Below are 21,533 nucleotides of genomic sequence, written 5' to 3'. Positions count from 1 at the left end.
GCACCGGGCCGGACGCGGTCACCGGCCGGCGACCGCGTCCGGTGCCGCCGTTGCGGCCGCCGCGCGGGCGGCGGCGCGGACCAGGGCCGGTCCGCGGTAGATGAAGCCGGTGTAGAGCTGCACCAGGGCGGCGCCGGCATCGAACATCCGCGCCGCGTCGTCCGGGTCCAGCACCCCGCCGACGCCGACGATCGGCAGCCGGCCGCCGGTCTCGGAGTGGACGAAGGCGACCACGTCGCGGGCCCGCCCGGTGAGCGGCCGACCGGAGAGGCCCCCGGCCTGCCCGCCACGCTCGACGTCGACGCCGGCGAGACCGTCCCGGGACAGGGTGGTGTTGGTGGCGATCACCCCGGCGGCACCCCGGGCCAGGCAGACCTCCAGCAGCTCGGCGATCGCCGCCTCGGTCAGGTCTGGTGCGATCTTGACCAGCACCGGCTTCTCCCCCACCAACGCGCCGAGCAGCGCGTCCAGGTGGCCACGGTCCTGCAACGACCGCAGACCCGGGGTGTTCGGTGAGGACACGTTCACCGCGAAGTAGTCGCCGTGCCCGCGCAGCGCCCGGTACGAGGCGAGATAGTCCTCGACCGCCTCGTCCAGCGGGGTCACCTTGGACTTGCCCAGCGAGATGCCCAGCGGCACCCCGAGCGGGCGCGGCAGTGCCGCCAACCGGGCGGCCAGCGCGGCGGCCCCGGCGTTGTTGAAGCCCATCCGGTTGACCACCGCCTCGCTGGACGGCAGCCGGAACAGCCGCGGCCGGGGGTTGCCCGGCTGGGCGTGCGCGGTGACAGTGCCGACCTCCACGAAACCGAAGCCGAGCGCCGGCCAGGCCGGCAGCGCCGCGCCGTCCTTGTCCATCCCGGCGGCCAACCCGACCGGGTTGGGGAACCGCACCCCGAACACGGTGCGCGGCGCGTCGACCGCGTACCGGGCCCGCAGCGCGGCGAGCGCGGCCGGCCGCCGAGACAGGGCCGCCAACCGCCGCAGCGTCCACTCGTGCGCCGCCTCGGCGTCCCCGCCCCCGAGCCGGAACAACCACGGCCGTACCACCTGCTCGAACAGTGTCACCGGGCCGCCCGCAGGATTGCGTGCAGGTCCTGCAGGGGGCGGACCTGCATGTCGCCGCGGATCCGCGCCTCGATGCCCATCACCGCCGCGGCGGCGCCCGGGACCGTGGTGATGCAGGGGATGTCCGCGGTGACGGCCGCGCTGCGGATCTCATAACCGTCGGAGCGGGCGCTGGCACCCGAGCCCTGCGGCGTGTTGATCACCAGCGCCACGTGGCCGCCGCCGATCAGCGACACCGCGTCATCGCCCGCACCGGCCTGGTAGTGCTTACGGATCTGCTCACAGGCGATGCCGTGCCGGCGCAGCACCTCGGCCGTGCCGGCGGTGGCGACGATCTCGAAGCCCAGATCGGCCAACCGCTTGATCGGGAAGATCATGCCGCGCTTGTCCCGGTTGGCCACCGAGACGAAGATCTTCCCGGCGGTCGGCAGCGACCCGTACGCGGCCGACTGGCTCTTGGCGAAGGCGTGCCCGAAGTTGGTGTCGATGCCCATCACCTCGCCGGTCGACTTCATCTCCGGCCCGAGCAGCGAGTCGATCCCCTTGCCCGCGCGGGTCCGGAAACGCTTGAACGGCAGCACCGCCTCCTTGACCGCGACCGGCGCGTCGGCGGGCATCGTGCCCCCGTCCCCCGTCGCCGGCAGCAGCCCCTCGGCACGCAGCTCGGCGATGCTCGCCCCGAGCGCGATCCGGGCCGCCGCCTTGGCCAGCGGCACCGCCGTGGCCTTGGAGACGAACGGGACGGTCCGCGACGCGCGCGGGTTGGCCTCCAGCACGTAGAGCACGTCGTCCTTGAGGGCGTACTGCACGTTGAGCAGGCCACGGACCCCGACGCCACGCGCGATGGCCTCGGTGTAGCGGCGGACCTCGACCAGGTGCGAGCCCGCGAGGGTGATCGGCGGGAGCGCGCAGGACGAGTCGCCGGAGTGGATGCCCGCCTCCTCGATGTGCTCCATCACGCCGCCGATGTAGACCTCGCCGTCGGCGTCGCACAGCGCGTCCACGTCGATTTCGATGGCGTCGTCGAGGAACCGGTCCACCAGCACCGGGTGGTCCGGGGAGATGTCGGTGGCCCGACCGATGTAGTCGCGCAGCGTCGGGTCGTCGTAGACGATCTCCATGCCCCGCCCGCCCAGCACGTACGACGGCCGGACCAGCACCGGGTAGCCGATCTCGTCGGCGATCGTCTTGGCCTCGTCGTACGAGGTGGCCATGCCGTGCGCCGGCGCGCGCAGTCCGGCGCGGGCCAGCACCGCGCCGAACGCGCCGCGCTCCTCGGCCAGGTGGATCGACTCCGGGGAGGTGCCGACGATCGGCACACCGGCGTTCTTCAGCCGCTGCGCCAGCCCCAGCGGGGTCTGCCCGCCGAGTTGGACGACCACCCCGACCACACCCGGCCCGCCGGCCGCCCGACCGGACGAGTCCTCGGCGTGCCAGACCTCCAGGACGTCCTCGAAGGTCAACGGCTCGAAGTAGAGCCGGTCGGCGGTGTCGTAGTCGGTGGAGACCGTCTCCGGGTTGCAGTTGACCATCACGGTCTCGTAACCGGCCGAGCGCAACGCCTGCACGGCGTGCACGCAGGAGTAGTCGAACTCGATGCCCTGCCCGATCCGGTTCGGGCCGGAGCCCAGGATCAGCACCTTCGGCCGGTCCGACGGCACGACCTCGGTCTCCAGGTCGTACGTCGAGTAGTGGTACGGCGTGGTCGCCTCGAACTCGGCCGCGCAGGTGTCCACCGTCTTGTAGACCGGGCGCACGTCCAGGCGGTGCCGCAGGGTCCGTACGCCGTCCTCGGCGGCCAGCTCCGGGCGCAGCGCGGCGAGCTGCCGGTCGGACAGACCGGCCCGCTTGGCACGACGCAGCAGGTCGGCGTCGAGCACCGGCGCGTCGACGATCTCGGCGCGCAGCTCGATCAGCGCGGCGATCTGGTCCAGGAACCACGGGTCGATGCCGCCGGACGCCTCGGCCACCTCGGCGATCGACGCCCCGAGCCGCAGCGCCCGCTCCACCGTGTAGAGCCGGCCGTCGTGCGGGATCCGCAGCGCCGCGAGAGTGTCCGCCAGGGTGACGCCGGCCGGGTCCGGCACACTCCAGAAACCGGCCGATTTGGTCTCCATCGAGCGCATCGCCTTGTTCAGCGCCTCGGTGAAGTTGCGCCCGAGGCTCATCGCCTCGCCCACCGACTTCATCGTCGTGGTCAGCTCCGGGTCGGCGCCGGGGAACTTCTCGAACGCGAACCGGGGGATCTTCACCACCACGTAGTCGAGGGTCGGCTCGAACGCCGCCGGGGTCTTCAGGGTGATGTCGTTGGGGATCTCGTCGAGGGTGTAGCCGATGGCCAGCTTCGCGGCGATCTTCGCGATCGGGAAGCCGGTCGCCTTGGAGGCCAGCGCCGAGGACCGCGACACCCGGGGGTTCATCTCGATCACGACGATCCGGCCGTCGACCGGGTTGACAGCGAACTGGATGTTGCAGCCGCCGGTGTCCACCCCGACCTCGCGCAGCACGGCGATGCCCAGGTCACGCAGGCGCTGGTACTCCCGGTCGGTGAGCGTCATGGCCGGAGCCACTGTGACGCTGTCGCCGGTGTGCACACCCATCGGGTCGATGTTCTCGATCGAGCAGACCACCACCACGTTGTCGTGCCGGTCGCGCATCAGCTCGAGCTCGTACTCCTTCCAGCCGAGCACGCTCTCCTCGATGAGCACCTCGTGCACCGGGCTGGCGGACAGGCCGTCGCCGGCGATACGGGCCAGGTCCTCCGGGGTGTGCGCCATGCCGGAGCCCAGGCCCCCCATGGTGAACGACGGCCGGATCACCACCGGCAGGCCCAGCTCGGCGACTGTCGCCTCGACCTCGTCCATCGAGTGGCAGACCCGCGAACGGGGCACCAGCCCGGTCGGGTCGTCGACGCCCAGCCGTACGCCGGCCTTCGCCACGATCTCCTTGAACAGCTGCCGGTCCTCGCCCCGGTTGATGGCGTCGATGTTCGCGCCGATCAGCTCCACGCCGTACTTCTCCAGAACGCCGGCCTCGTGCAGGGCGACGGCCGTGTTCAGCGCGGTCTGACCGCCGAGGGTCGCGAGGATCGCGTCCGGGCGCTCCTTGGCGATGACCAGCTCCACGAACTCCGGGGTGATCGGCTCGACGTACGTCGCGTCGGCGAACTCCGGGTCCGTCATGATCGTCGCCGGGTTGGAGTTGACCAGGCTGACCCGGAGCCCCTCGCTGCGCAGCACCCGGCACGCCTGGGTGCCGGAGTAGTCGAACTCGCAGGCCTGCCCGATGACGATCGGCCCGGAGCCGATCACGAGGATGTGCTTGAGATCGGTCCGCTTAGGCATTGCTGCGCCCCTTGCTGTGGGTCCGGCCTTCGATCAAGTCGGCGAATCGGTCGAAGAGGTAGTCCGCGTCGTGCGGACCGGCCGCCGCCTCCGGGTGGTACTGGACGGTGAACGCGGGCAGGTCCACCGCCCGCAGCCCCTCGACCACGTTGTCATTGAGGCAGACGTGCGACACCCGTACGCCACCGAAGTCGGTGTCGATCACCTGGTCGGGGACGACCGCGCCGACACCCGCACCGGGCACCCGCACCGCGAAGCCGTGGTTGTGGCTGGTCACCTCGACCTTGCCGGTGACCCGGTCCAGCACCGGCTGGTTGATCCCCCGGTGGCCGTAGCCCAGCTTGTAGGTGCCGAAGCCGAGCGCCCGACCGAGGATCTGGCTACCGAAGCAGATGCCGAACAGCGGCACCTCCCGCCGCAGCGCCTCCCGGGCCAGCTCCACCGGGGCGTCGGCGGTGGCCGGGTCGCCCGGGCCCGGCGACAGGAAGATCGCGTCGGCGCCGGTGGCGAGCATCTGGTCGATGCTCGACGACGCCGGCAGCACATGGGTGGTCACCCCACGGGTGGCCAGCCGACGCGGCACGTTGCGCTTGATGCCCAGGTCCAGGGCGGCCACCGTGAACCGGTGCTCGCCCAGGGCCTCGACGACGTACGGCTCGGCGGTGCTCACCTCGGCGGACAGGTCCGCGCCGACCATCTGCGGCGCCTGGCGGACCCGGGCCAGCAGGCTCTGCGGGTCGTTGTCGATGCTGGAGATGCCCACCCGCATGGCGCCCCGCTCGCGCAGGTGCCGGGTCAGCGCCCGGGTGTCCACCCCGCTGATGCCCACCACGCCCTCGGTGGCGAGGCGGTCCTCGAGACCGCCGGTGGCCCGCCAGTTCGAGCCGATCCGGGCCGGGTCGCGTACGACGTAGCCGGCCACCCAGATCCGACCGGACTCGTCGTCCTCGCCGTTGACGCCGGTGTTGCCGATGTGCGGCGCGGTCTGCACCACCACCTGACGGTGGTAGGACGGGTCGGTGAGGGTCTCCTGGTAACCGGTCATGCCGGTGTTGAAGACCGCCTCGCCGAAGGTCTCCCCGACGCTGCCGTACGCCTCGCCGGGGAACGTGCGCCCGTCCTCCAGCACCAGGATTGCCGGTCTGCGCTTGACCATTACTTGACAGCCTTTCCGTCCAGGACCGTCGGCTCGCCACGCAGGAAGGTCGCCACGATGCGACCTGGCAGCGTCATGCGGGCGTACGGGGTGTTGCGACTGCGACTGGCCAGCTCCGCCGGCTCGATGGTGCGGTGGGCGGCCGGGTCGATCAGGGTCAGGTTGGCCGGGACACCCGGCGCGGGGTCGACGCCGTGCCCGGTGAGGCCGGCGATCCGTGCGGGGGTGCGCGACATCCGCTCGGCGATCAGGTCCCACTCGGGGCCGAGCACGTCCAGCGCGATGGAGAGGGCCGTCTCCAGACCGAGCATCCCCGGTCGGGCGTACGCCCACTCGCACTCCTTGTCCTCCACCGCGTGCGGGGCGTGGTCGGTGGCGATCACGTCGATCACCCCGTCGGCGAGGGCGGCACGCAGCGCGGCGATGTCCGCGGCGGTGCGCAGCGGCGGGTTCACCTTGTAGACCGGGTCGTAGGTTTCCGCCCGTTCGTCGGTGAGCAGCAGGTGGTGCGGGGTGACCTCGGCGGTCACGCGTACCCCGCGCGCCTTTGCCTGACGCAGCACCTCGACGCTGCCGGCGGTGGAGACGTGGCAGACGTGCAGTCGGCTGCCCACGTGCTCGGCGAGCAGCACGTCCCGGGCGATGATCGCCTCCTCGGCGACCGCCGGCCAGCCGATCAGGCCGAGCCGGGTGGAGACCTCGCCCTCGTGCATCTGGGCGCCCTCGGTGAGCCGGGGCTCCTCGGCGTGCTGGGCGATGATCCCGTCGAACGCCTTGACGTACTCCAGGGCTCGGCGCATCAACTTCGGGTCGGCGACGCAGTGCCCGTCGTCGGAGAAGATCCGTACCCGGGCCGCGGAGTCGGCCATCGCGCCCAGCTCGGCCAGCCGCTCGCCGGCCAGCCCGACGGTGACCGCGCCGATCGGCTGCACGTCGACCAGGCCGGCCTCGCGGCCGAGGCGCCAGACCTGCTCGACAACGCCGGCGGTGTCCGCCACCGGGGAGGTGTTGGCCATCGCGCAGACCGCCGTGTAGCCGCCCAGCGCCGCCGCCCGGGAACCGGACTCGACGGTCTCGGCGTCCTCCCGACCGGGCTCGCGCAGGTGGGTGTGCAGGTCGACGAGGCCGGGCAGGGCGACCAGGCCGGTGCCGTCGACGACTGTGGCGTCCGGCGCGGTCAGGCCGGCACCGACCTCGGCGATCACGCCGTCGCGGATCAGCAGGTCGGTCGGCGCGGCGCCGACGACACTCACGCTGGTGATCAGGTACGCGGTCACCGGTTGTTCCCTCCGAGCAGCAGGTAAAGGACAGCCATCCGCACGGAGACCCCGTTGGTGACCTGTTCGACGATGGTGGAGCGGGGTGAGTCGGCGACCTCGGGGGTGATCTCCATCCCCCGGTTCATCGGGCCGGGGTGCATGACGATCGCGTGCTCGGGCAGCCGGCGCATCCGCGGGCCATCCAGCCCGTAGCGGCGGGCGTACTCGCGCGCGGAGGGGAAGTAGGAGTCGTTCATCCGCTCCCGCTGCACGCGCAGCATCATCACCACGTCCACGTTCGGCAGGACGGAGTCGAGGTCGTAGGAGACGTCGGTGCCGGGCGCGAGGGCGCCCGCGATGTCGACCGGGATGAGGGTCGGCGGGCCGACCAGGGTGACCTTGGCGCCGAGGGTGGACAGCAGCAGCACGTTGGAGCGGGCCACCCGGGAGTGCAGCACGTCCCCGACCACCGCGACCGACAGGCCGGCGAGCCGGCCCAGCCGGGCCCGCATGGTGTACGCGTCCAGCAGCGCCTGGGTGGGGTGCTCGTGGGTGCCGTCGCCGGCGTTGACGACCGACCCGTCCACCCAGTTGGCCAGGCGGTGCGGCGCGCCGGAGGCGGGGTGTCGGATGACGACGGCGTCCGCGCCCATGGCCTGCAGGGTCAACGCGGTGTCCTTCAGGCTCTCACCCTTGGTGACGCTGGACCCCTTCGCGGAAAAGTTGATCACGTCGGCGCTGAGCCGCTTCGCCGCCGCCTCGAAGGAGATCCGGGTCCGCGTGGAGTCCTCGTAGAAGAGGTTCACCACGGTCCGTCCGCGCAGCGCGGGAAGCTTCTTGATCTCCCGGCCGGCGACGGTGGCCATCTCGGCGGCGGTGTCCAGGATCTCGGTGGCGGTGTCGGCGTCCAGGTCACCGCCGGAGAGCAGATGCTTGATCATGAGGCGGTCCCCCCGTAGAGCTTGACCTCGTCCGTCCCGTCGATCTCCGCGAGCGTCACCTTGACGCTCTCGGCGAGCGAGGTCGGGATGTTCTTGCCGACGTAGTCGGCGCGGATCGGCAACTCCCGGTGGCCCCGGTCGACCAGGACGGCGAGCTGCACCGAGGCCGGGCGGCCCACGTCGTTGAGCGCGTCGAGCGCGGCCCGGACGGTGCGGCCGGAGAAGAGCACGTCGTCGACCAGGATGACCCGCTTGCCGTCGATCCCCCCGGGGGGCAGCTCGGTCGGACCCACCGCGCGGGTGGCGTGCCGACGGAGGTCGTCGCGGTACAGGGTGATGTCGAGCACACCGACCGGAACGGCGACGTCCTCGAAGGTGCTGATCCGGTCGGCGAGTCGCCGGGCGAGGGGGGTGCCCCGGGTGGGAATCCCGAGCAGCACCGTGTTGGCGGCGCCCTGGGTCTTCTCCAGGATCTGGTGTGCGATGCGGTCGACCACGCGTTGCACGTCGGCGCTGGCGAGGATCACCTTCACCGAGGGTTGTTGCGGTGGTGACGAGCGGGCAGCCGGTGGGTATGCCACGGCGGACCTCCTTCCCCGCCTCACGGGACGGGTCGTTAAAGGATGTCGGGCACCTCCGGCCGGACCGCTCAGCAGACCTGGGCCGGGGCTTCCGCCACGTTACCAGTGGTCACCGGGGTGATGGACGGCGGCCGCTGACCACCGGGTCAGGTACCGGAAAAGGGGAAAACTCCCCGGACGCTCCGCAACGGTAGGGGCACGACCACTTGACCACGTGTCGCATTCCCCGTACCGTCACGCTCCGTAGCGATCGACGGGAGAACCCCGAGCAGCACTGGGAGTGTCCGAATGCCCTCTGAATACGCCAAGTCTCTGGGCGCCCGCCTGCGCTCCATCCGCCAGCAGCAGGGTCTCTCCCTGCAGGGTGTGGAGGAGAAGTCGAACGGGCGGTGGAAGGCCGTGGTGGTCGGCTCGTACGAGCGTGGCGACCGGGCCGTGACGGTGTCCCGTCTGGCCGAGTTGGCCGAGTTCTACCGCGTACCCGTCTCGGAGCTGCTGCCTGACGGCAGTGGCGTCCGTCACGAGCCCACCAGCAAGATTGTCCTGGACCTGGAGCGGCTCTACGACGAGGCCTCCGAGGACCTGGCCTACGTTGCCCGCTACGCCCGCGCCATCCAGCAGCAGCGCGGCGACTACAACGGCCGGGTGCTCTCCATCCGCGCCGACGACCTGCGGGCGCTCGCGATCGTCTACGACGCCTCACCGTCGGGCCTGATCGAGCGGCTCACCGAGCACGGCGTGCTGGTGGCCGACCCCCGGGCGTTCTTCGCCTCCTGATCTGCCGCTCCACCTGATCTGCCGCTCCACCGAAAGGGCCCGTGCCAGCTGGCACGGGCCCTTTCGGATGTGCGGTGTTCGGTGCGGACGCTCAGCGGGTGGCGTACTCGGCGATCCGGCCGAGCACCCCGTTGAGGAAGCGCGGCGAGTCGTCGGTCGACATCTGCCGAGCCAGCTCCACGGCCTCGCTGATCGCCACCGCGTCGTCGATCTCGTCGACGTAGAGCAACTCGTAGACGGCGATCCGGGCCAGATTACGGTCGACGACCGGCATCCGCTCCAGCGTCCAACCCTCGGCGTAGCTGGCGATCAGCTCGTCGATCCGGTTGAGGTGCTCGGCAACCCCCTCGACCAGGCCCACCGCGTAGCCGAGGTGCTCCGGTCGGGGCTGCTCGATCCGCTGCACGTAGCCGGCGAGCACCTCCACCGGAGGCTTGTCCCGCAGGTCGGCCTCGTAAAGGACATCCAGCGCCCGCTTGCGCGCCTTGCGGCGCGCCGGCATCTGCTGCTTGGAACCCTCAGCCATCAGGCGCGGCCGAGGTAACGGCCGTCGCGGGTGTCGACCTTGATCTTCTCGCCGGTGGTGATGAACAGCGGAACCGGCACTGTGGCGCCGGTCTCCACGGTCGCCGGCTTGGTGCCGCCGGTCGAACGGTCGCCCTGCAGGCCCGGCTCCGTGTAGGTGACCTCCAGCACGACGCTGGTGGGCAGCTCGATGTAGAGCGGCACACCCTCGTGCTGGGCGACGGTCGCCTCCGCCTCGGGCAGCAGGTAGTTGGCTGCCTCACCGACGGTGCCACCGGGCACGGTGATCTGGTCGAAGGTCTCCAGATCCATGAAGACGAAGTCCTCACCGTCGGCGTACAGGTACTGCATCGTGCGCTTGTCAACGGTCGCGGTTTCGACCTTGGTGCCCGCGTTGAAGGTCTTGTCGACCACCTTCCCGGACAGCACGTTCTTCAGCGTGGTGCGCACGAAGGCACCACCCTTACCGGGCTTGACGTGCTGGAACTCGACGACGGCCCAGAGCTCGCCGTCCAGGTTGAGTACCAGGCCGTTTTTGAGGTCGTTGGTGGAGGCCATTTCCTGCCTTGATCATCAATTGGCGGACAGACCTGGCAAGTCTACAAGCTGCGTCGAATCGGACGGCCCCCCGTTCGGAGCGCCCAGTCGGTGGGCCTTCAGCGGGTGGCCAGATGGTGCAGAGCGAGACGATAGCCGTCGATACCGAGACCGCAGATCACCCCGGTCGCCACCGCCGAGACCACCGAGTGGTGCCGGAACTCCTCGCGGGTGTGGATGTTGGAGATGTGCACCTCCACCAGCGGCCCCCGCAGCATGGCGCAGGCGTCCCGCACCGCGTACGAGTAGTGCGACCAGGCGGCCGGGTTGAGCACGACAGCGGCGCCCTCGTCGGCCGCCGTGTGCAGCCAGCCCAGCAGCTCGTGCTCCGCGTCGGTCTGCCGGACCGTCACCGCCAGCCCCAGCTCCCGACCGGTGCTCTCGCAGAGCGCCACCAGGTCCGCGTAGGTGGTCGCGCCGTACACGTCGGGCTCGCGGGTGCCCAGCCGGCCCAGGTTCGGCCCGTTCAAGACGTAGACCTTCACGAGCCCACCTCCCGGTAGGCGGCCTCCAGCAACGCGTCGTCGGGGCCCTCCAACATCGTCGGGCGGGCCAGCCCGTCGAGCACCACGAAGCGCAGCCGACTGCCCCGGGTCTTCTTGTCCACCCGCATCGCGGCCAACAGCTGCGGCCAGGCGTCGGCCGGGTAGCTCACCGGCAGGCCCAGCACGCTCAGCGTGACCCGGTGTCGGTCGGCGGTCGGCGCGTCCAGCCGCCCGGCGAGCCGGGCCAGCGTGGCCGCGTACACCAGTCCGACGGCGACGGCGTGGCCGTGCCGCCAGCGGTAGCCCTCGTTCTGCTCGATGGCGTGGGCCAGGGTGTGCCCGTAGTTGAGCACCTCCCGCAGGCCCGACTCGCGCAGGTCGCCGGCGACCACGTCGGCCTTGACCCGGATGGCCCGCTCGATCAGCTCCCGGCTCACCGGCCCTCGGGGGTCGGTGGCGGCCTCCGGGTCGTTCTCGATGAGATCCAGGATCGTCGGGTCGGCGATGAAGCCGCACTTGACGACCTCGGCCAACCCGGCAGCCAGGTCGACAGCGGGCAGGCTGTCCAGAGTGGCCAGGTCGGCCAACACCCCGACCGGCGGGTGGAACGCGCCCACCAGGTTCTTGCCGGCGGCCGTGTTGATGCCCGTCTTGCCGCCGACCGCGGCGTCGACCATGCCCAGCAGCGAGGTCGCCACCGGCACCCAGCGCACACCCCGCAACCAGCAGGCCGCGACGAAGCCGGCCAGGTCGGTCACCGCGCCGCCGCCCACCCCGACCACCGCGTCGGTGCGGGTGAAGCCGGCCGCTCCGAGCCGGTCCCAGCAGGAGGCGGCCACCTCGATGTGCTTTCCCGACTCGGCGTCGGGCACCTCGATCGGCAGCGGCTCGACGCCGGCAGCGCGCAGGCGTTCGCCGAGCGCGTCCGCGAGGGCCTTGAGCGGAGGCGCGTGCAGCACCGCGACCCGGGTCGCGCCGGGCAGCAGGCCCGGCAGCGCGCCCAGCAGGTCACGTCCCACTAAGACGTCGTACGGCCGCTCGCCGCCGACCGGAATTCGGGTCACCTCGTCCATCGCCGGCAGCCTAGTCCAGCGGGCGGCGCGGCGAGGGCGGCTGTCCACCTGCTGGCCGAGCGGCCCAGTCCGCCAGCCGGCGGGCGTGTTCGGCCACCGCGGCGCGCAGCGCGTCCGGATGCCGCACTGTGAACGGACACCCCAGCCCGGCCAGCAGCGCCGCCATCCCGGGCAGGCTCTCCGCTCGGGCCCGCAGCAGCACCCCGTCGGTGGTGGCGGTCAACTCGGCCACGCTGGGCGGGATGCGGCGGCGGGCGGCGACCAGGTCGGTCTCCAGCACGACCTCCACCTCGTGCGTGTACGGCACACCGGCGAGCGACCGGGTCACCCAGGTCACCGCTTCGAAGCCGTCCGGCACTGTGAACGTCCCCACGCCGGGCGTCACCGCGCCGATCCGGTCCAGTCGGAAGGTGCGGATCTCCCCGCGCCGGTGGTCGTGGCCGGTGACATACCAGCGGCCGGCGTGGAAGACCAGCCCGTACGGGTCGAGCTCGCGGTGCGACTGCTCGCCCCGCCAGGAGCGGTAGTCAAGCGCCACCCGCTGCCGGTGCCGGGTTGCCGAGGCCAGCGCGAGCAGGGTGCCGGACGCCGGTCCACGCTCCGGTTCCGGACGACGCAGGGTGAAGCCCAGGTGCTCCTGGATGGCGGCGAGCCGGTCGGCGAGCGCGGCCGGCAGCACCCGGCGGATCTTCGCCAGCGCGGTGGCGGTGGCCGGCTGCTCGGTGGCGAGCCCGACCCGTTCGGCGACGACGAGGCCGAGCAGCACGGCCACCGCCTCGTCGTCGGTGAGCATCAGCGGCGGCAGCTGGTAACCGGAGTGCAGCCGGTAGCCGCCGTAGCGGCCCCGGTCGGCGGTGACGGGAATGCCCAGCTCGACGAGCGTGGTCGCGTACCGGCGGACGGTCCGCTCGTCCACACCGAGGTGGCCGGCGAGTTCGGCGGCCGTGGACCGGTGCCGGGTCTGCAGCAGTTCGAGCAGGGCCAGCACCCGCCCCGCGGGGTGTGACACGGGCCACTCCTTCAAACCGGGCGGATCCTGTCCGGAATAGATCGTACGGTCTGTCGGTAACCGAGAGAAGGAGCCACAGATGGCGACATTCGTGCTGGTGCCGGGGTTCTGGTTGGGTGCCTGGGCGTGGCGGGACGTGACCGTCGCGCTGCGGTCGCAGGGGCACGAGGTCTATCCGATGACGCTGACCGGGGTGGCCGAACGCGACCACCTCGCCGGGCCGGAGGTCAGCCTGGACACGCACACCACCGACATCGTCCGACTCATCGAGGTCGAGGACCTGCGCGACGTCCTGCTGGTCGGGCACTCCGGCGGCGGGATGCCGGCCGCCCAGGCGGTGGACCGCATCCCCGGCCGGATCGCCCGGATCGTCTACGTGGAGAGCGGACCGTTGCCGGACGGCACGGCGCAGTTCGACACGCTGCCGCCGGAGGAGCAGCAGCGGCTGCGGGCAGCGATCGGAGCCGGGCACCTGCTGCCGCCGCCGGCCTGGGACCCGGCCGCCGACCCGACCAACCTGGCCGGCCTGGACGAGCCGACGCTCGCGCTGCTGCGTACCCGGGCCACCCCGCAGCCGCTGCGGGCCGCCACCGACCCGGTCCGACGCACCGGTGGGCGCCCGGTGCCGACGGCGCTGGTCGCCAGCACCTTCCCGCTGGACGTGGTGCGGCAGATGATCCAACAGGAGCATCCGTTCTTCACCGGCCTGGCCGACGGTCAACTGCATGAGCTGCCCACCGGGCACTGGCCGATGCTCAGCGAGCCGAAGGCACTGGCCGACGTCCTCGACCTGATCGCCCGCACCTGAGGACCACCCACCGCGCCGATCTTGCAGTTTCGGTTGCCGAGATGGGGTGAAATGCCCCCTACGTCGGGACAGTAAGTGCAAGATCGGCGCGACAGGTCCGCGTCAGCGCGGGAGCAGGGCGGCGACGTCGGCGACCACCTGCGCCGGGGCCCGGCCGTCGGTGACCACCGTCTCGGTGGCGACCTCGGCGTAGAGCGGCCGGCGTTGGTCCAGCAGGTGCTTGAGGGTGGCCCGTGGGTTGATCGCCAGCAGCGGCCGGCCGGCGCCGAGCCCGACCCGGCGCACCGCGTCGGGCAACTCGACCGAGAGGTGCACCACCCGGTGCCCGATCAGGGCCGCCCGGGTCTCCTCGGCCAGCACCGCGCCGCCGCCGAGGGCGAGCACGCCCGTGCCGCCGGCCAGCGCCGCGGCCACGGCGGCGCGCTCCAGGGTACGGAAGTGCGCCTCGCCCTCGTCGATGAAGATCTCCGGGATCGGCTTCCCGGCCATCTGCTCGATGTCGGTGTCGGTGTCGCGGAACTCCACGCCGAGGGTGGCGGCGAGCGCCCGGCCGACTGTGGTCTTGCCGCAGCCGGGCGCGCCGACCAGCACGACGACCGGCGCCATCAGCGGATGACCAGCGCGTCGAGGTACCCGGCCAGATTGCGGCGGATCTCGGCGATCGAGTCTCCGCCGAACTTCTCGGTGGCCGCCTCGGCCAGCACCAGCGCCACCATCGCCTCGGCGACCACCGCCGCGGCGGGCACCGCGCAGACGTCGGAGCGCTGGTTGATCGCGGTGGCCGGCTCGCCGGTGGTGACGTCCACGGTGGCCAGCGCCCGGTTCAGCGAGGAGATCGGCTTCATCGCGGCACGGACCCGCAGTGGCTCCCCGGTGGTGATGCCACCCTCCAGCCCGCCGGCCCGGTCGGTGACCCGGCGAACGCCGGTGGCCGACGGGATGATCTCGTCGTGCGCCTCGGAGCCGCGGGAGCGCGCCTGCTGCCAGCCGTCGCCGATCTCCACACCCTTGATCGCCTGAATGGACATCAGCGCGGTGGCCAGCCGGGCGTCGAGCTTGCGGTCCCACTGCACGTGACTGCCCAGCCCCGGTGGCACCCCGTACGCCAGCACCTCGACCACGCCGCCGAGGGTGTCGGCGGCCTTCTTCGCGGCATCGACCTCGGCGACCATCAGGGCACTGGCCTCCGGGTCGAGGCAGCGCAGCGGGTCGGCGTCGATCCGGGCCGTGTCGGACGGCAGGGGACGCAGCCCGGGCTTCGCGGCCACCGGGCCCAGCTCGACGACGTGCGAGACGATCTCGATGCCGAGCGCCTGGCGGATCAGCGCCTTGGCGACCGTCCCGACGGCCACCCGGGCGGCGGTCTCCCGCGCGCTGGCGCGCTCCAGGATCGGCCGGGCGTCGGTGTGGCCGTACTTCTGCATGCCGGCCAGGTCCGCGTGGCCCGGCCGGGGGCGGGTCAGCGGGGCGTTGCGGGCCTGCCGGGCCAGCTCGTCGGGGTCGACCGGGTCGGCGGCCATCACGGTCTGCCACTTCGGCCACTCGGAGTTGCCGACCCGGATCGCCACCGGGCTGCCCAGGGTGACGCCGTGCCGCAGGCCGCCGAGCAGCTCGACCTCGTCGCGCTCGAACGCCATCCGGGCACCCCGCCCGTAGCCCAGCCGTCGACGGGCCAGCTCGTCGGCGATCTCGGTGGTGGTCACCTCAATGCCGGCCGGCACCCCCTCCAACATCGCGACGAGGGCGGGACCGTGCGATTCACCTGCAGTCAACCAGCGCAACACAGCGGTCAGTCTGTCACGGCGGGCCACCGACCCGGCGCACTCCCCGTCGCGTCCCGCCCAGCGGACGCCGCCGCCCGCTCACGCGGGCGGCGGCTCAGATCCCCCGACCGCGCTTGTGCAGGGTGCGCAGCACCGCGTCGGCCCGGACCACCCGACCGGCGACGGCGAGGGCCAGGTAGGCGCGCGGCTCGCGGGGGTTGCTCCGCAGGGTGCGCCGGGCCCAGCGCAACGCGCCCCGGCGGTCGCCGGAGGCAGCCTGGGCGAACGCGATCTGCCCGGACACCCGGGCCTCGCCGGCCGGTTGACTGGCGAACTCCGGGTAGCGCCGCAGCAACCACTGCAACGCCTCGGAGATGGTGTCCCAGCGCTGCGCGAAATACGAGCGCTTGTGCCAGCGGACCAGCACCGACGGCGTCCGCAGGTTGATCAGAGGCGCGCTGCGCGCGGCCCGCAGCAGGAACTCGTAGTCCTCCGCGTAGCTGCCCGGGATCTCCTCGTCGACCAGCCCGAACCCGTCGCGCAACGCGGTGGCGCGGATCAGGAACGTCGACGGGTGCAGCTCCGTCATCCGGTCGCGTAGCAGGTCGTCCAGGGTGATCCGGTCCTTGCCGAGCACCCGGTCGACGGTGTGCCCGTCGTAGTTGACCCGGATGCCGCAGCAGACGAACTCGGCGGCCGGGTCGGCGGCCAGCGCGTCGACCTGGGCGGCCAGCTTGCCGGGCAGCCACTCGTCGTCGTCGTCGCAGAACGCGACCAGCTCGCCCTCCGCCGCGAGGGTGCCGCTGTTGCGCGCACCGGCCAACCCGGGGGTACGCGCGTTGCGGATCACCCGCACCACGCGGGCCGGGCCGCTCCCCAGCTCGGTCAGCGACTCGTCCGGCGCGGACTGGTCGAACACCACGACGGCCTCGATCACGCCCGGGTAGTCCTGTGCCAGGATCGCGCGCACCGCGGCCCGCAGCAGCTCGGGGCGGTCCCGGGTGGGCACCACGACGCTGACGGTCGGCTGCTGGGTCATCGAATCTCCTCCGTACCCGGGCGCGGCCGGGACCAGGCCCGCCACCGGGGTGGGCGCGGGGTCGAACGGGCCACCAGGTCGTCGACGATCTGCCCGACCCGGGCCACCGCCGCCCGTCGTACCTCGTGTGCCTCCGGGTCGGCGGCCACCGCGTACCGGGACGGGTCGGCCACCCCGGCGGCCAACGCGTCGTGCAGGGCCTCCCGGGTCTCGCAGAGCGCCACCAGCCCGGCGGCGCCGAGCCGGCGGGCGAAGAGGAGCTGATGGTTGTCGACGTGCTCACCGCGAGCCGGATCGCGGGGCACCACGATGGGCAGGTGGCCGTGCCGGCGGGCCTCCAGAATGGTCGCCGGGCCACCGTGACAGACCACCAGGTCCGCATCGATCATCGCCTGTTGCAACGCGTCGTGGCCGAGGAACGGCACCGCGCCGCTCAGCTGGGGCGCGTTGGTGTGCCCGTGCTGCATGGTCAGCCCGATCGGGCCGGAGGCGTGCGCGTGCCACTGCGCCAACCAGTCGACGAGCCGGTCGAAGGGGTGCTTGTCGGTGCCCACAGCGACCAGCAGTCGGAGCTGGGCGACCGCCGAGCTGTCGCGCTGGCGCGGCAGGCGGGCCGCCTCGGTGGCCGGTCGGGGTTGCGGACGCCGGGCGGTGCCCGTCTCCCCGGTCACAGCAGCGTCCCGACGACTGTCGCCTCGGGGTACTGCCGGCGCTGCTCGTCCCACTGCACGAGCATCGCGGACAGGAATGGCCGGCAGAGCCGAGCGGTCAACGTCGGGGTGTCGATCCGGTCGTACACCTCGATGTAGACGGTCGGGATGCGCCGCAGCCGGGCCAGCACCACGAACGGCACCGCCACCCCCGCGCCGGTGGTGACCACGGCGGCGACCCGCCGGGCCCGCAGCACCCGCCAGGCCAGCAACGCGTTGCGCAGCAGGTTCGGCACGTTGCGGGTGGTCGGGTGGTGCGCCGGCACCAGGTCCTCGCCGGCCAGCAGCGACACCGCCTCCGGGGTGTCGAAGGTGACCCAGCAGCGCCGCCGCTGTTCGTACCAGGGCCGCAGGGCCAGTAGTTGGGCCAGATGGCCGCCGCTGGAGCCGACCAGCAGCAGCACCGGCGCCCCACTGTCGTCGTTGTTCGCGTCCACGCGACTCCCCACAAGTTCGCTTGGAATTTCAGTTCACGCCAGGCAGAAGCAGATCACACGATTCCCGGTCGTTGAATAGCGCGACCGGCCGAGATGACGATCTCCACAACGGGCGGTGCGGTGCACCGAACGTCCGAGGTCCATCGATCGTCATCACCACCTGCGATTATGTCGTCACTCTGCGGCGCTCCGTCGCCGCCGCGATTCCTCCAGATCAGCCGCTATGTCTTTTCTCGATGACGTCCAAGAGTGCGGGATGCAGGGCGGCGTTCCAGCCCGCGCCCGCGTCGGCCAGCCGCCACGTCCGCAACCACATCTCCACCAGGTACGCGTCGGCGACGAGCCGACGCTGCGCGGCGTCGAGACCGAGCCGCTCGCCGTGCCGGCTCAGATATCCGTCCACTGCCGACGCGGCGGCGTCGGCCGGCTCCCCGCGCAGCACGAGGGCCCGCTGGAACGCGTCGTGCGCCAGGTCGAAGCCGACCGGCACGTCCGGCCCGCTGTGCTCCCAGTCCCAGGCGACCAACCGACCGGCGTGCCAGCCCAGATTCCACGGCACCCAGTCACCATGCCAGTGACCGAACTCGACGCTGGTGTCGCCATGCCGGCGGGCCAACGCCGAGACCGCGGCGAGCGCCCGCGCGCCGGCCGGCTCGGTCGCGGCGGCCCGGCCGGCCTGATCGGCCAGCCGGCGCAGGAAGGCCGAGTCGACCAGCGGTCGAGGTGTGCCCGCCGGGCGACCGCGCCGGGCGACCGCGAGCAGCGCCGCGATCCGGGGCGGGTCGTCCACCGGCACACCGCGTACCGCCGGGGGCAACGGCTCGATCACCGCGACCACCTGGCCGGCCCACGACGTCTCGGTGAGCAGCCGCGGCGGCGTCGGGTGGTCGGCGACACCGACCACCTCGCGCAACGCCCGCAGCGCCGCCGCCTCCGCGCTGACCAACGCACGGGTCGCGTCGTTCCAGCCGATCTTCGCGTAGCCGCGCGGACGCCCGTCGGCACTGAAGAGTTGCAGGGTGGGCTTGCCGTTCGGGTCGGGTGGGCGGACCCCGAACGCGGCCAGCAGCGGCGTGTCACCCAGGTCGGCGGAGAGCCGCTCGCTCAGCAACAGCTCCGCGGCCGGCACCCCGGCCGGCACCGAGACGGTCAACGTGGGAAAGGGCGCGAGCCCCACCCGACCGAACCGGGCCAGCCCACCGAGCACCGCCCGCAGCGCGCGCACCTTCGGTGGCCGCAGGGCGTTGTACGCCAACAGCGACGCCGCCCCGGCCCGGGGTGCGCCCAACGGCACCAGGAACCGGGCCCGCGCGACCGACGGCACCACCGCGTACCGGGCCACCGTCTGGTGACCGGCCGGCGGGGCGCCGGCCACTGTCAGACCGACCCGGTCGTCCGGGAAGACCGCGCGGCTCACCCAACCCAGGCCGTCCACCCGTGAACGCGGGTCGGTGGCCGGGCCCACCCGGGTCGTCACGCCGCCCGGTCCGCCCAGTCGAGGTCCAGCCCGAGCCGTTGACGCAACGCGTCGTTGTACGGCCGGTAGTAGTCGGTCAGCTCAGCGCGCACGCTCGGCTCCAGCGGTGCCGAGCGCCGATCGTTGTAGACCTTGAAGTTGGGCAGGTCGTACGCCGGCAGACCGAGGAAGTCCAGGGTCCGTCGGTAGGTCGCCCGCGAGTCGCGGTACAGGTCCTCGCTGGGCAGGAAGAGGATCTGCTCCCGGGCGAAACGCTCCAGCCACGGCTCCAGGTGCTCCAGGTAACGCCCCCGGGCCCGGTACGTGTACCAGTCGTACGGCTCGCTGAACGCCTCCGGCTCGGCGATCAACCGCTCCCGCTCCCCCGCCGTACGTTCCGGCTCGGCCGCCAGCGCGGCGGCGAAGTCCAGTGGTTCGATGCCGTGGGTGCGGCGTTCCTTCCAGTGCGAGTACGCCCGCTCCACCGGGTCCCGCAGCAGCACGATGAGCTTCACCGACGGCATCAGCGCGGCGACCCGCTGCGCGGCGAGCGGGTGGAACATGTACAGCGGGGCGGCCTCACCGACCCGGACCGGCCCGCCGTGCCGCTTGGCCAGGGCCTCGCGCTGCCGCTCGGTCGGGAAATGCGAGCGGTACCAGGCTTCGCCGCGACCCCAGTGCTCCTCGAAGTAGTGCGCCGACTTGGTGTTCCACGCGGGAAAGAGCCGGGGCACCAACGGGTGCTGGATGAGGTAGTTCCACAGGGAGGTGGTGCCACCCCGTTTGGTTCCGATGATCAGGAAGTCCGGCAGCGGCCGGCGGTCGCTGGTGCGAACGCCGTAGTCGACGAGCGACTCCTTCACCCGGGTGGTCACCTGGGTCGGAACCAACTGCTTGACCCGGTCACGGATGGACACCACGACGAACCTCACCTACCTCTCGTCGATGCCGAGGTGGGCTCGGCGGCCGTGGCCGCGCTGTCCCCTCCACGGATCTGCCTCATGGTCCCCCGGATGCCGGCGCGCACCCGGGGCAACGTCAACATGCCGACGCAGCCGGTCAGCAGCACCGCCAACGCCACCGCCAGGCCGGGCAGGCCGCGACCGCCGACCAGCACGCCGGCCCCGGCGGCCAGGCCCACACCGGCGATCGTGGCCCCCGCGGCACGCACCATCGCGGCGTCGAACAGCGGCTCCCGAACCACCGACCGGGCGAACCCGGCGGCGGTGAGGTTCTCGGTGGCGATGCCGGCCGCCCAGGCAACCGCCGCGCCCGTCGCGCCGTAGCGGGGGATCAGCCAGAGACCCAGCGAGACGGTCACCGTCAACCCGGCCACTGTGGCGACCAGGTGCAGCCCGCTGCGCCCGCCCATCAGCAGCAGGCTCTGCACGTTGCCCACTCCGGTGTTGACCAGCATCGCCAGCGCGAGCACAGTCATCGCCGGCACACCGGCGGTGAACTCCGGCCCGAACAGCTGAAGGAAGGCCAGCGCGAAGACCGCCAGCAGCAGGTACACCGGCCAGGACAGCACCAGCCCCCAGGTGGTCAACTGCCGGTGCACGGCCGCCGCCGCGGCCCGCTCGCCCCGCCCGAGTAGCCGGGACAGCTGCGGCGACACCGCCACCCGCAGCCCCTGCATGGCCAGCTGACCGGCCAGCACGTACCGGCCGACGGCGCCGAACACACCGGCGTCCGCCGGCCCGGCCAGCACCGAGGTGAGCAGCACACCCACCCACATGCTGCCGGCGTCGATGGCCGCCGAGGCGGCCCGGGGCAACGCGAAGCGCCAGAACGTGGACCAGTCGGCGCGGTGCGGACGCAGCGTCGCGCCCCGGCCCAGACCGAGCGGGCCGGCGACGAGGGTGAGACAGGCCAGCAGCGCCAGCGCGGCCGGCACCAACCAGCCGGTCATGCCGGCGAGCAGGCCACCGCCCGCCAACGCGGCCGCGCCGACCAGCACCGGGCGGGCGACCGGCAGCAGCAGGAACTGCACCCCGACGTACGCCCGGATCGGCCGCACGCAGCGCAGCGTGGCCAGCAGCAGGGTCATCGCGACCACCACCGGCACCGCGGCGAACGTGACGGTGAGCAAGGCGTCGCCGCTCGTGCCGGAGCCGCGCAGCAGCCGGGGCGCAAGGGCGTCGGCGGCCAGCACGCCCGCGCCGGCGACCAGCAGCCCGGTCAGCAGCGGCGGGATCAGCGCCACCGGGAGCACCCGGGCGGCGTCACCGCGCGCGCCGGCGCTGCGGCGGGGCAGCGCCCACATCAGACCGGTCTCCGCGCCGAGCGTGCAGATCGCGGTGGCCACGGTGACGACCCCGATCGCGGCGAAGAACGCTCCCGCGCCGGCCGGGCCGTAGCTTCGGGTGATCACGACCGCCAGCACGAACCCGAACAAGCCGCTGGTGGCCGCGCCGAGCAGTCCGGCCACGCCGCTGCGCGCGCTGCGGCGGGTCTCGGCCGAGCCGGTGTCCCCGACGGGCGACGGCACGGCCTGATCCTCTGCGG

At 72.5% G+C, this 21,533-nt stretch carries 21 protein-coding genes; 2 read left to right on the top strand and 19 right to left on the bottom strand.

Features of this window, described 5'->3' with window-relative positions; translation table 11 throughout:
- Positions 1-18: 18 nt before the first annotated feature.
- The 6 genes from PSH03_RS07930 to pyrR are packed head-to-tail and all read right to left on the bottom strand — an operon-like array spanning position 19 to position 8,346.
- Positions 19-1,065 (bottom strand): quinone-dependent dihydroorotate dehydrogenase, encoded by a 1,047-nt coding sequence (locus PSH03_RS07930; RefSeq protein ID WP_238688692.1) that lies wholly within the window; start codon positions 1,063-1,065, stop codon positions 19-21.
- Positions 1,062-4,409 (bottom strand): carbamoyl-phosphate synthase large subunit, encoded by a 3,348-nt coding sequence (gene carB / locus PSH03_RS07925; RefSeq protein WP_238688691.1) that lies wholly within the window; start codon positions 4,407-4,409, stop codon positions 1,062-1,064. The genes PSH03_RS07930 and carB overlap by 4 nt, the downstream gene beginning before the upstream one ends.
- Complete coding sequence (carA, locus tag PSH03_RS07920; RefSeq protein ID WP_238688690.1) at positions 4,402-5,565, bottom strand: glutamine-hydrolyzing carbamoyl-phosphate synthase small subunit; 1,164 nt, start codon at positions 5,563-5,565, stop codon at positions 4,402-4,404. The genes carB and carA overlap by 8 nt, the downstream gene beginning before the upstream one ends.
- Complete coding sequence (locus PSH03_RS07915) at positions 5,565-6,842, bottom strand: dihydroorotase (RefSeq protein ID WP_210785457.1); 1,278 nt, start codon at positions 6,840-6,842, stop codon at positions 5,565-5,567. The genes carA and PSH03_RS07915 overlap by 1 nt, the downstream gene beginning before the upstream one ends.
- A complete protein-coding gene (locus PSH03_RS07910) occupies positions 6,839-7,765 on the bottom strand; it encodes an aspartate carbamoyltransferase catalytic subunit (protein WP_091401900.1) in 927 nt (308 codons plus the stop codon). The genes PSH03_RS07915 and PSH03_RS07910 overlap by 4 nt, the downstream gene beginning before the upstream one ends.
- Positions 7,762-8,346, bottom strand: coding sequence for a bifunctional pyr operon transcriptional regulator/uracil phosphoribosyltransferase PyrR (gene pyrR, locus PSH03_RS07905; RefSeq protein WP_210785458.1), 585 nt, complete (start codon positions 8,344-8,346; stop codon positions 7,762-7,764). The genes PSH03_RS07910 and pyrR overlap by 4 nt, the downstream gene beginning before the upstream one ends.
- Before the next feature lie 288 nt (positions 8,347-8,634).
- On the opposite strand from pyrR, the gene bldD reads away from it, so the two are divergent.
- Positions 8,635-9,123, top strand: a complete 489-nt coding sequence (gene bldD / locus PSH03_RS07900) for a transcriptional regulator BldD (protein ID WP_007458348.1) — start codon at positions 8,635-8,637, stop codon at positions 9,121-9,123.
- 91 nt (positions 9,124-9,214) lie between these two features.
- Here the strand turns inward: bldD and nusB are convergent, their stop codons facing one another.
- The 5 genes from nusB to PSH03_RS07875 form a co-directional block, all read right to left on the bottom strand.
- Complete coding sequence (nusB, locus tag PSH03_RS07895; RefSeq protein ID WP_184188983.1) at positions 9,215-9,625, bottom strand: transcription antitermination factor NusB; 411 nt, start codon at positions 9,623-9,625, stop codon at positions 9,215-9,217.
- 23 nt (positions 9,626-9,648) lie between these two features.
- Positions 9,649-10,206: an elongation factor P gene (gene efp, locus PSH03_RS07890; RefSeq protein WP_007458344.1), complete on the bottom strand. Its 558-nt coding sequence runs from the start codon at positions 10,204-10,206 to the stop codon at positions 9,649-9,651.
- Between the two features lie 98 nt (positions 10,207-10,304).
- A complete protein-coding gene (aroQ, locus tag PSH03_RS07885) occupies positions 10,305-10,730 on the bottom strand; it encodes a type II 3-dehydroquinate dehydratase (protein ID WP_210785459.1) in 426 nt (141 codons plus the stop codon).
- A complete protein-coding gene (gene aroB, locus PSH03_RS07880; RefSeq protein ID WP_238688689.1) occupies positions 10,727-11,803 on the bottom strand; it encodes a 3-dehydroquinate synthase in 1,077 nt (358 codons plus the stop codon). Before aroB ends, aroQ begins: the two co-directional genes overlap by 4 nt.
- 10 nt (positions 11,804-11,813) lie before the next feature.
- Positions 11,814-12,812 carry a helix-turn-helix transcriptional regulator gene (locus PSH03_RS07875; protein WP_238688688.1) on the bottom strand — a complete coding sequence of 333 codons (999 nt, stop codon included), beginning with the start codon at positions 12,810-12,812 and terminating at the stop codon, positions 11,814-11,816.
- 79 nt (positions 12,813-12,891) lie between these two features.
- Between PSH03_RS07875 and PSH03_RS07870 the strand changes: the two genes are divergently transcribed.
- Positions 12,892-13,620 (top strand): alpha/beta fold hydrolase, encoded by a 729-nt coding sequence (locus tag PSH03_RS07870; protein ID WP_238688687.1) that lies wholly within the window; start codon positions 12,892-12,894, stop codon positions 13,618-13,620.
- Positions 13,621-13,722: 102 nt separating this feature from the next.
- Here PSH03_RS07870 and PSH03_RS07865 read toward each other — a convergent pair whose 3' ends face one another.
- The 8 genes from PSH03_RS07865 to PSH03_RS07830 form a co-directional block, all read right to left on the bottom strand.
- Positions 13,723-14,226 carry a shikimate kinase gene (locus PSH03_RS07865; RefSeq protein ID WP_210787518.1) on the bottom strand — a complete coding sequence of 168 codons (504 nt, stop codon included), beginning with the start codon at positions 14,224-14,226 and terminating at the stop codon, positions 13,723-13,725.
- A complete protein-coding gene (gene aroC / locus PSH03_RS07860; protein WP_210787517.1) occupies positions 14,226-15,404 on the bottom strand; it encodes a chorismate synthase in 1,179 nt (392 codons plus the stop codon). The genes PSH03_RS07865 and aroC overlap by 1 nt, the downstream gene beginning before the upstream one ends.
- Before the next feature lie 94 nt (positions 15,405-15,498).
- Entirely contained in the window at positions 15,499-16,422 is a 924-nt protein-coding gene (locus tag PSH03_RS07855; RefSeq protein WP_238688686.1) for a glycosyltransferase family 2 protein, read from the bottom strand.
- On the bottom strand, positions 16,419-17,093 hold the full coding sequence (locus tag PSH03_RS07850; protein WP_210787515.1) for a glycosyltransferase: 675 nt from the start codon (positions 17,091-17,093) through the stop codon (positions 16,419-16,421). Before PSH03_RS07850 ends, PSH03_RS07855 begins: the two co-directional genes overlap by 4 nt.
- Positions 17,090-17,569 carry a glycosyltransferase family 28 protein gene (locus tag PSH03_RS07845; protein WP_210787514.1) on the bottom strand — a complete coding sequence of 160 codons (480 nt, stop codon included), beginning with the start codon at positions 17,567-17,569 and terminating at the stop codon, positions 17,090-17,092. Before PSH03_RS07845 ends, PSH03_RS07850 begins: the two co-directional genes overlap by 4 nt.
- Before the next feature lie 214 nt (positions 17,570-17,783).
- Positions 17,784-19,046 (bottom strand): hypothetical protein, encoded by a 1,263-nt coding sequence (locus tag PSH03_RS07840; protein ID WP_238688685.1) that lies wholly within the window; start codon positions 19,044-19,046, stop codon positions 17,784-17,786.
- Complete coding sequence (locus PSH03_RS07835; RefSeq protein WP_238688698.1) at positions 19,043-19,945, bottom strand: sulfotransferase domain-containing protein; 903 nt, start codon at positions 19,943-19,945, stop codon at positions 19,043-19,045. The genes PSH03_RS07840 and PSH03_RS07835 overlap by 4 nt, the downstream gene beginning before the upstream one ends.
- Before the next feature lie 8 nt (positions 19,946-19,953).
- A complete protein-coding gene (locus PSH03_RS07830; RefSeq protein WP_238688697.1) occupies positions 19,954-21,516 on the bottom strand; it encodes a lipopolysaccharide biosynthesis protein in 1,563 nt (520 codons plus the stop codon).
- Positions 21,517-21,533 lie beyond the last annotated feature (17 nt).

Origin of the sequence: Micromonospora salmantinae, assembly GCF_022230905.1 — a bacterium.
Lineage (GTDB): Bacteria > Actinomycetota > Actinomycetes > Mycobacteriales > Micromonosporaceae > Micromonospora > Micromonospora salmantinae.
This window is presented reverse-complemented; position numbering and strand designations above follow the sequence as displayed.

What these genes read in the sequence shown, in the direction of transcription:
- PSH03_RS07865 (WP_210787518.1), bottom strand. Translation starts at nt 14,226, where the DNA reads ATGGCGCCGGTCGTCGTGCTGGTCGGCGCGCCCGGCTGCGGCAAGACC.
- PSH03_RS07910 (WP_091401900.1), bottom strand. Translation starts at nt 7,765, where the DNA reads ATGATCAAGCATCTGCTCTCCGGCGGTGACCTGGACGCCGACACCGCC.
- efp (WP_007458344.1), bottom strand. Translation starts at nt 10,206, where the DNA reads ATGGCCTCCACCAACGACCTCAAAAACGGCCTGGTACTCAACCTGGAC.
- carA (WP_238688690.1), bottom strand. Translation starts at nt 5,565, where the DNA reads ATGGTCAAGCGCAGACCGGCAATCCTGGTGCTGGAGGACGGGCGCACG.
- bldD (WP_007458348.1), top strand. Translation starts at nt 8,635, where the DNA reads ATGCCCTCTGAATACGCCAAGTCTCTGGGCGCCCGCCTGCGCTCCATC.
- PSH03_RS07870 (WP_238688687.1), top strand. Translation starts at nt 12,892, where the DNA reads ATGGCGACATTCGTGCTGGTGCCGGGGTTCTGGTTGGGTGCCTGGGCG.
- nusB (WP_184188983.1), bottom strand. Translation starts at nt 9,625, where the DNA reads ATGCCGGCGCGCCGCAAGGCGCGCAAGCGGGCGCTGGATGTCCTTTAC.
- aroB (WP_238688689.1), bottom strand. Translation starts at nt 11,803, where the DNA reads ATGGACGAGGTGACCCGAATTCCGGTCGGCGGCGAGCGGCCGTACGAC.
- PSH03_RS07855 (WP_238688686.1), bottom strand. Translation starts at nt 16,422, where the DNA reads ATGACCCAGCAGCCGACCGTCAGCGTCGTGGTGCCCACCCGGGACCGC.
- carB (WP_238688691.1), bottom strand. Translation starts at nt 4,409, where the DNA reads ATGCCTAAGCGGACCGATCTCAAGCACATCCTCGTGATCGGCTCCGGG.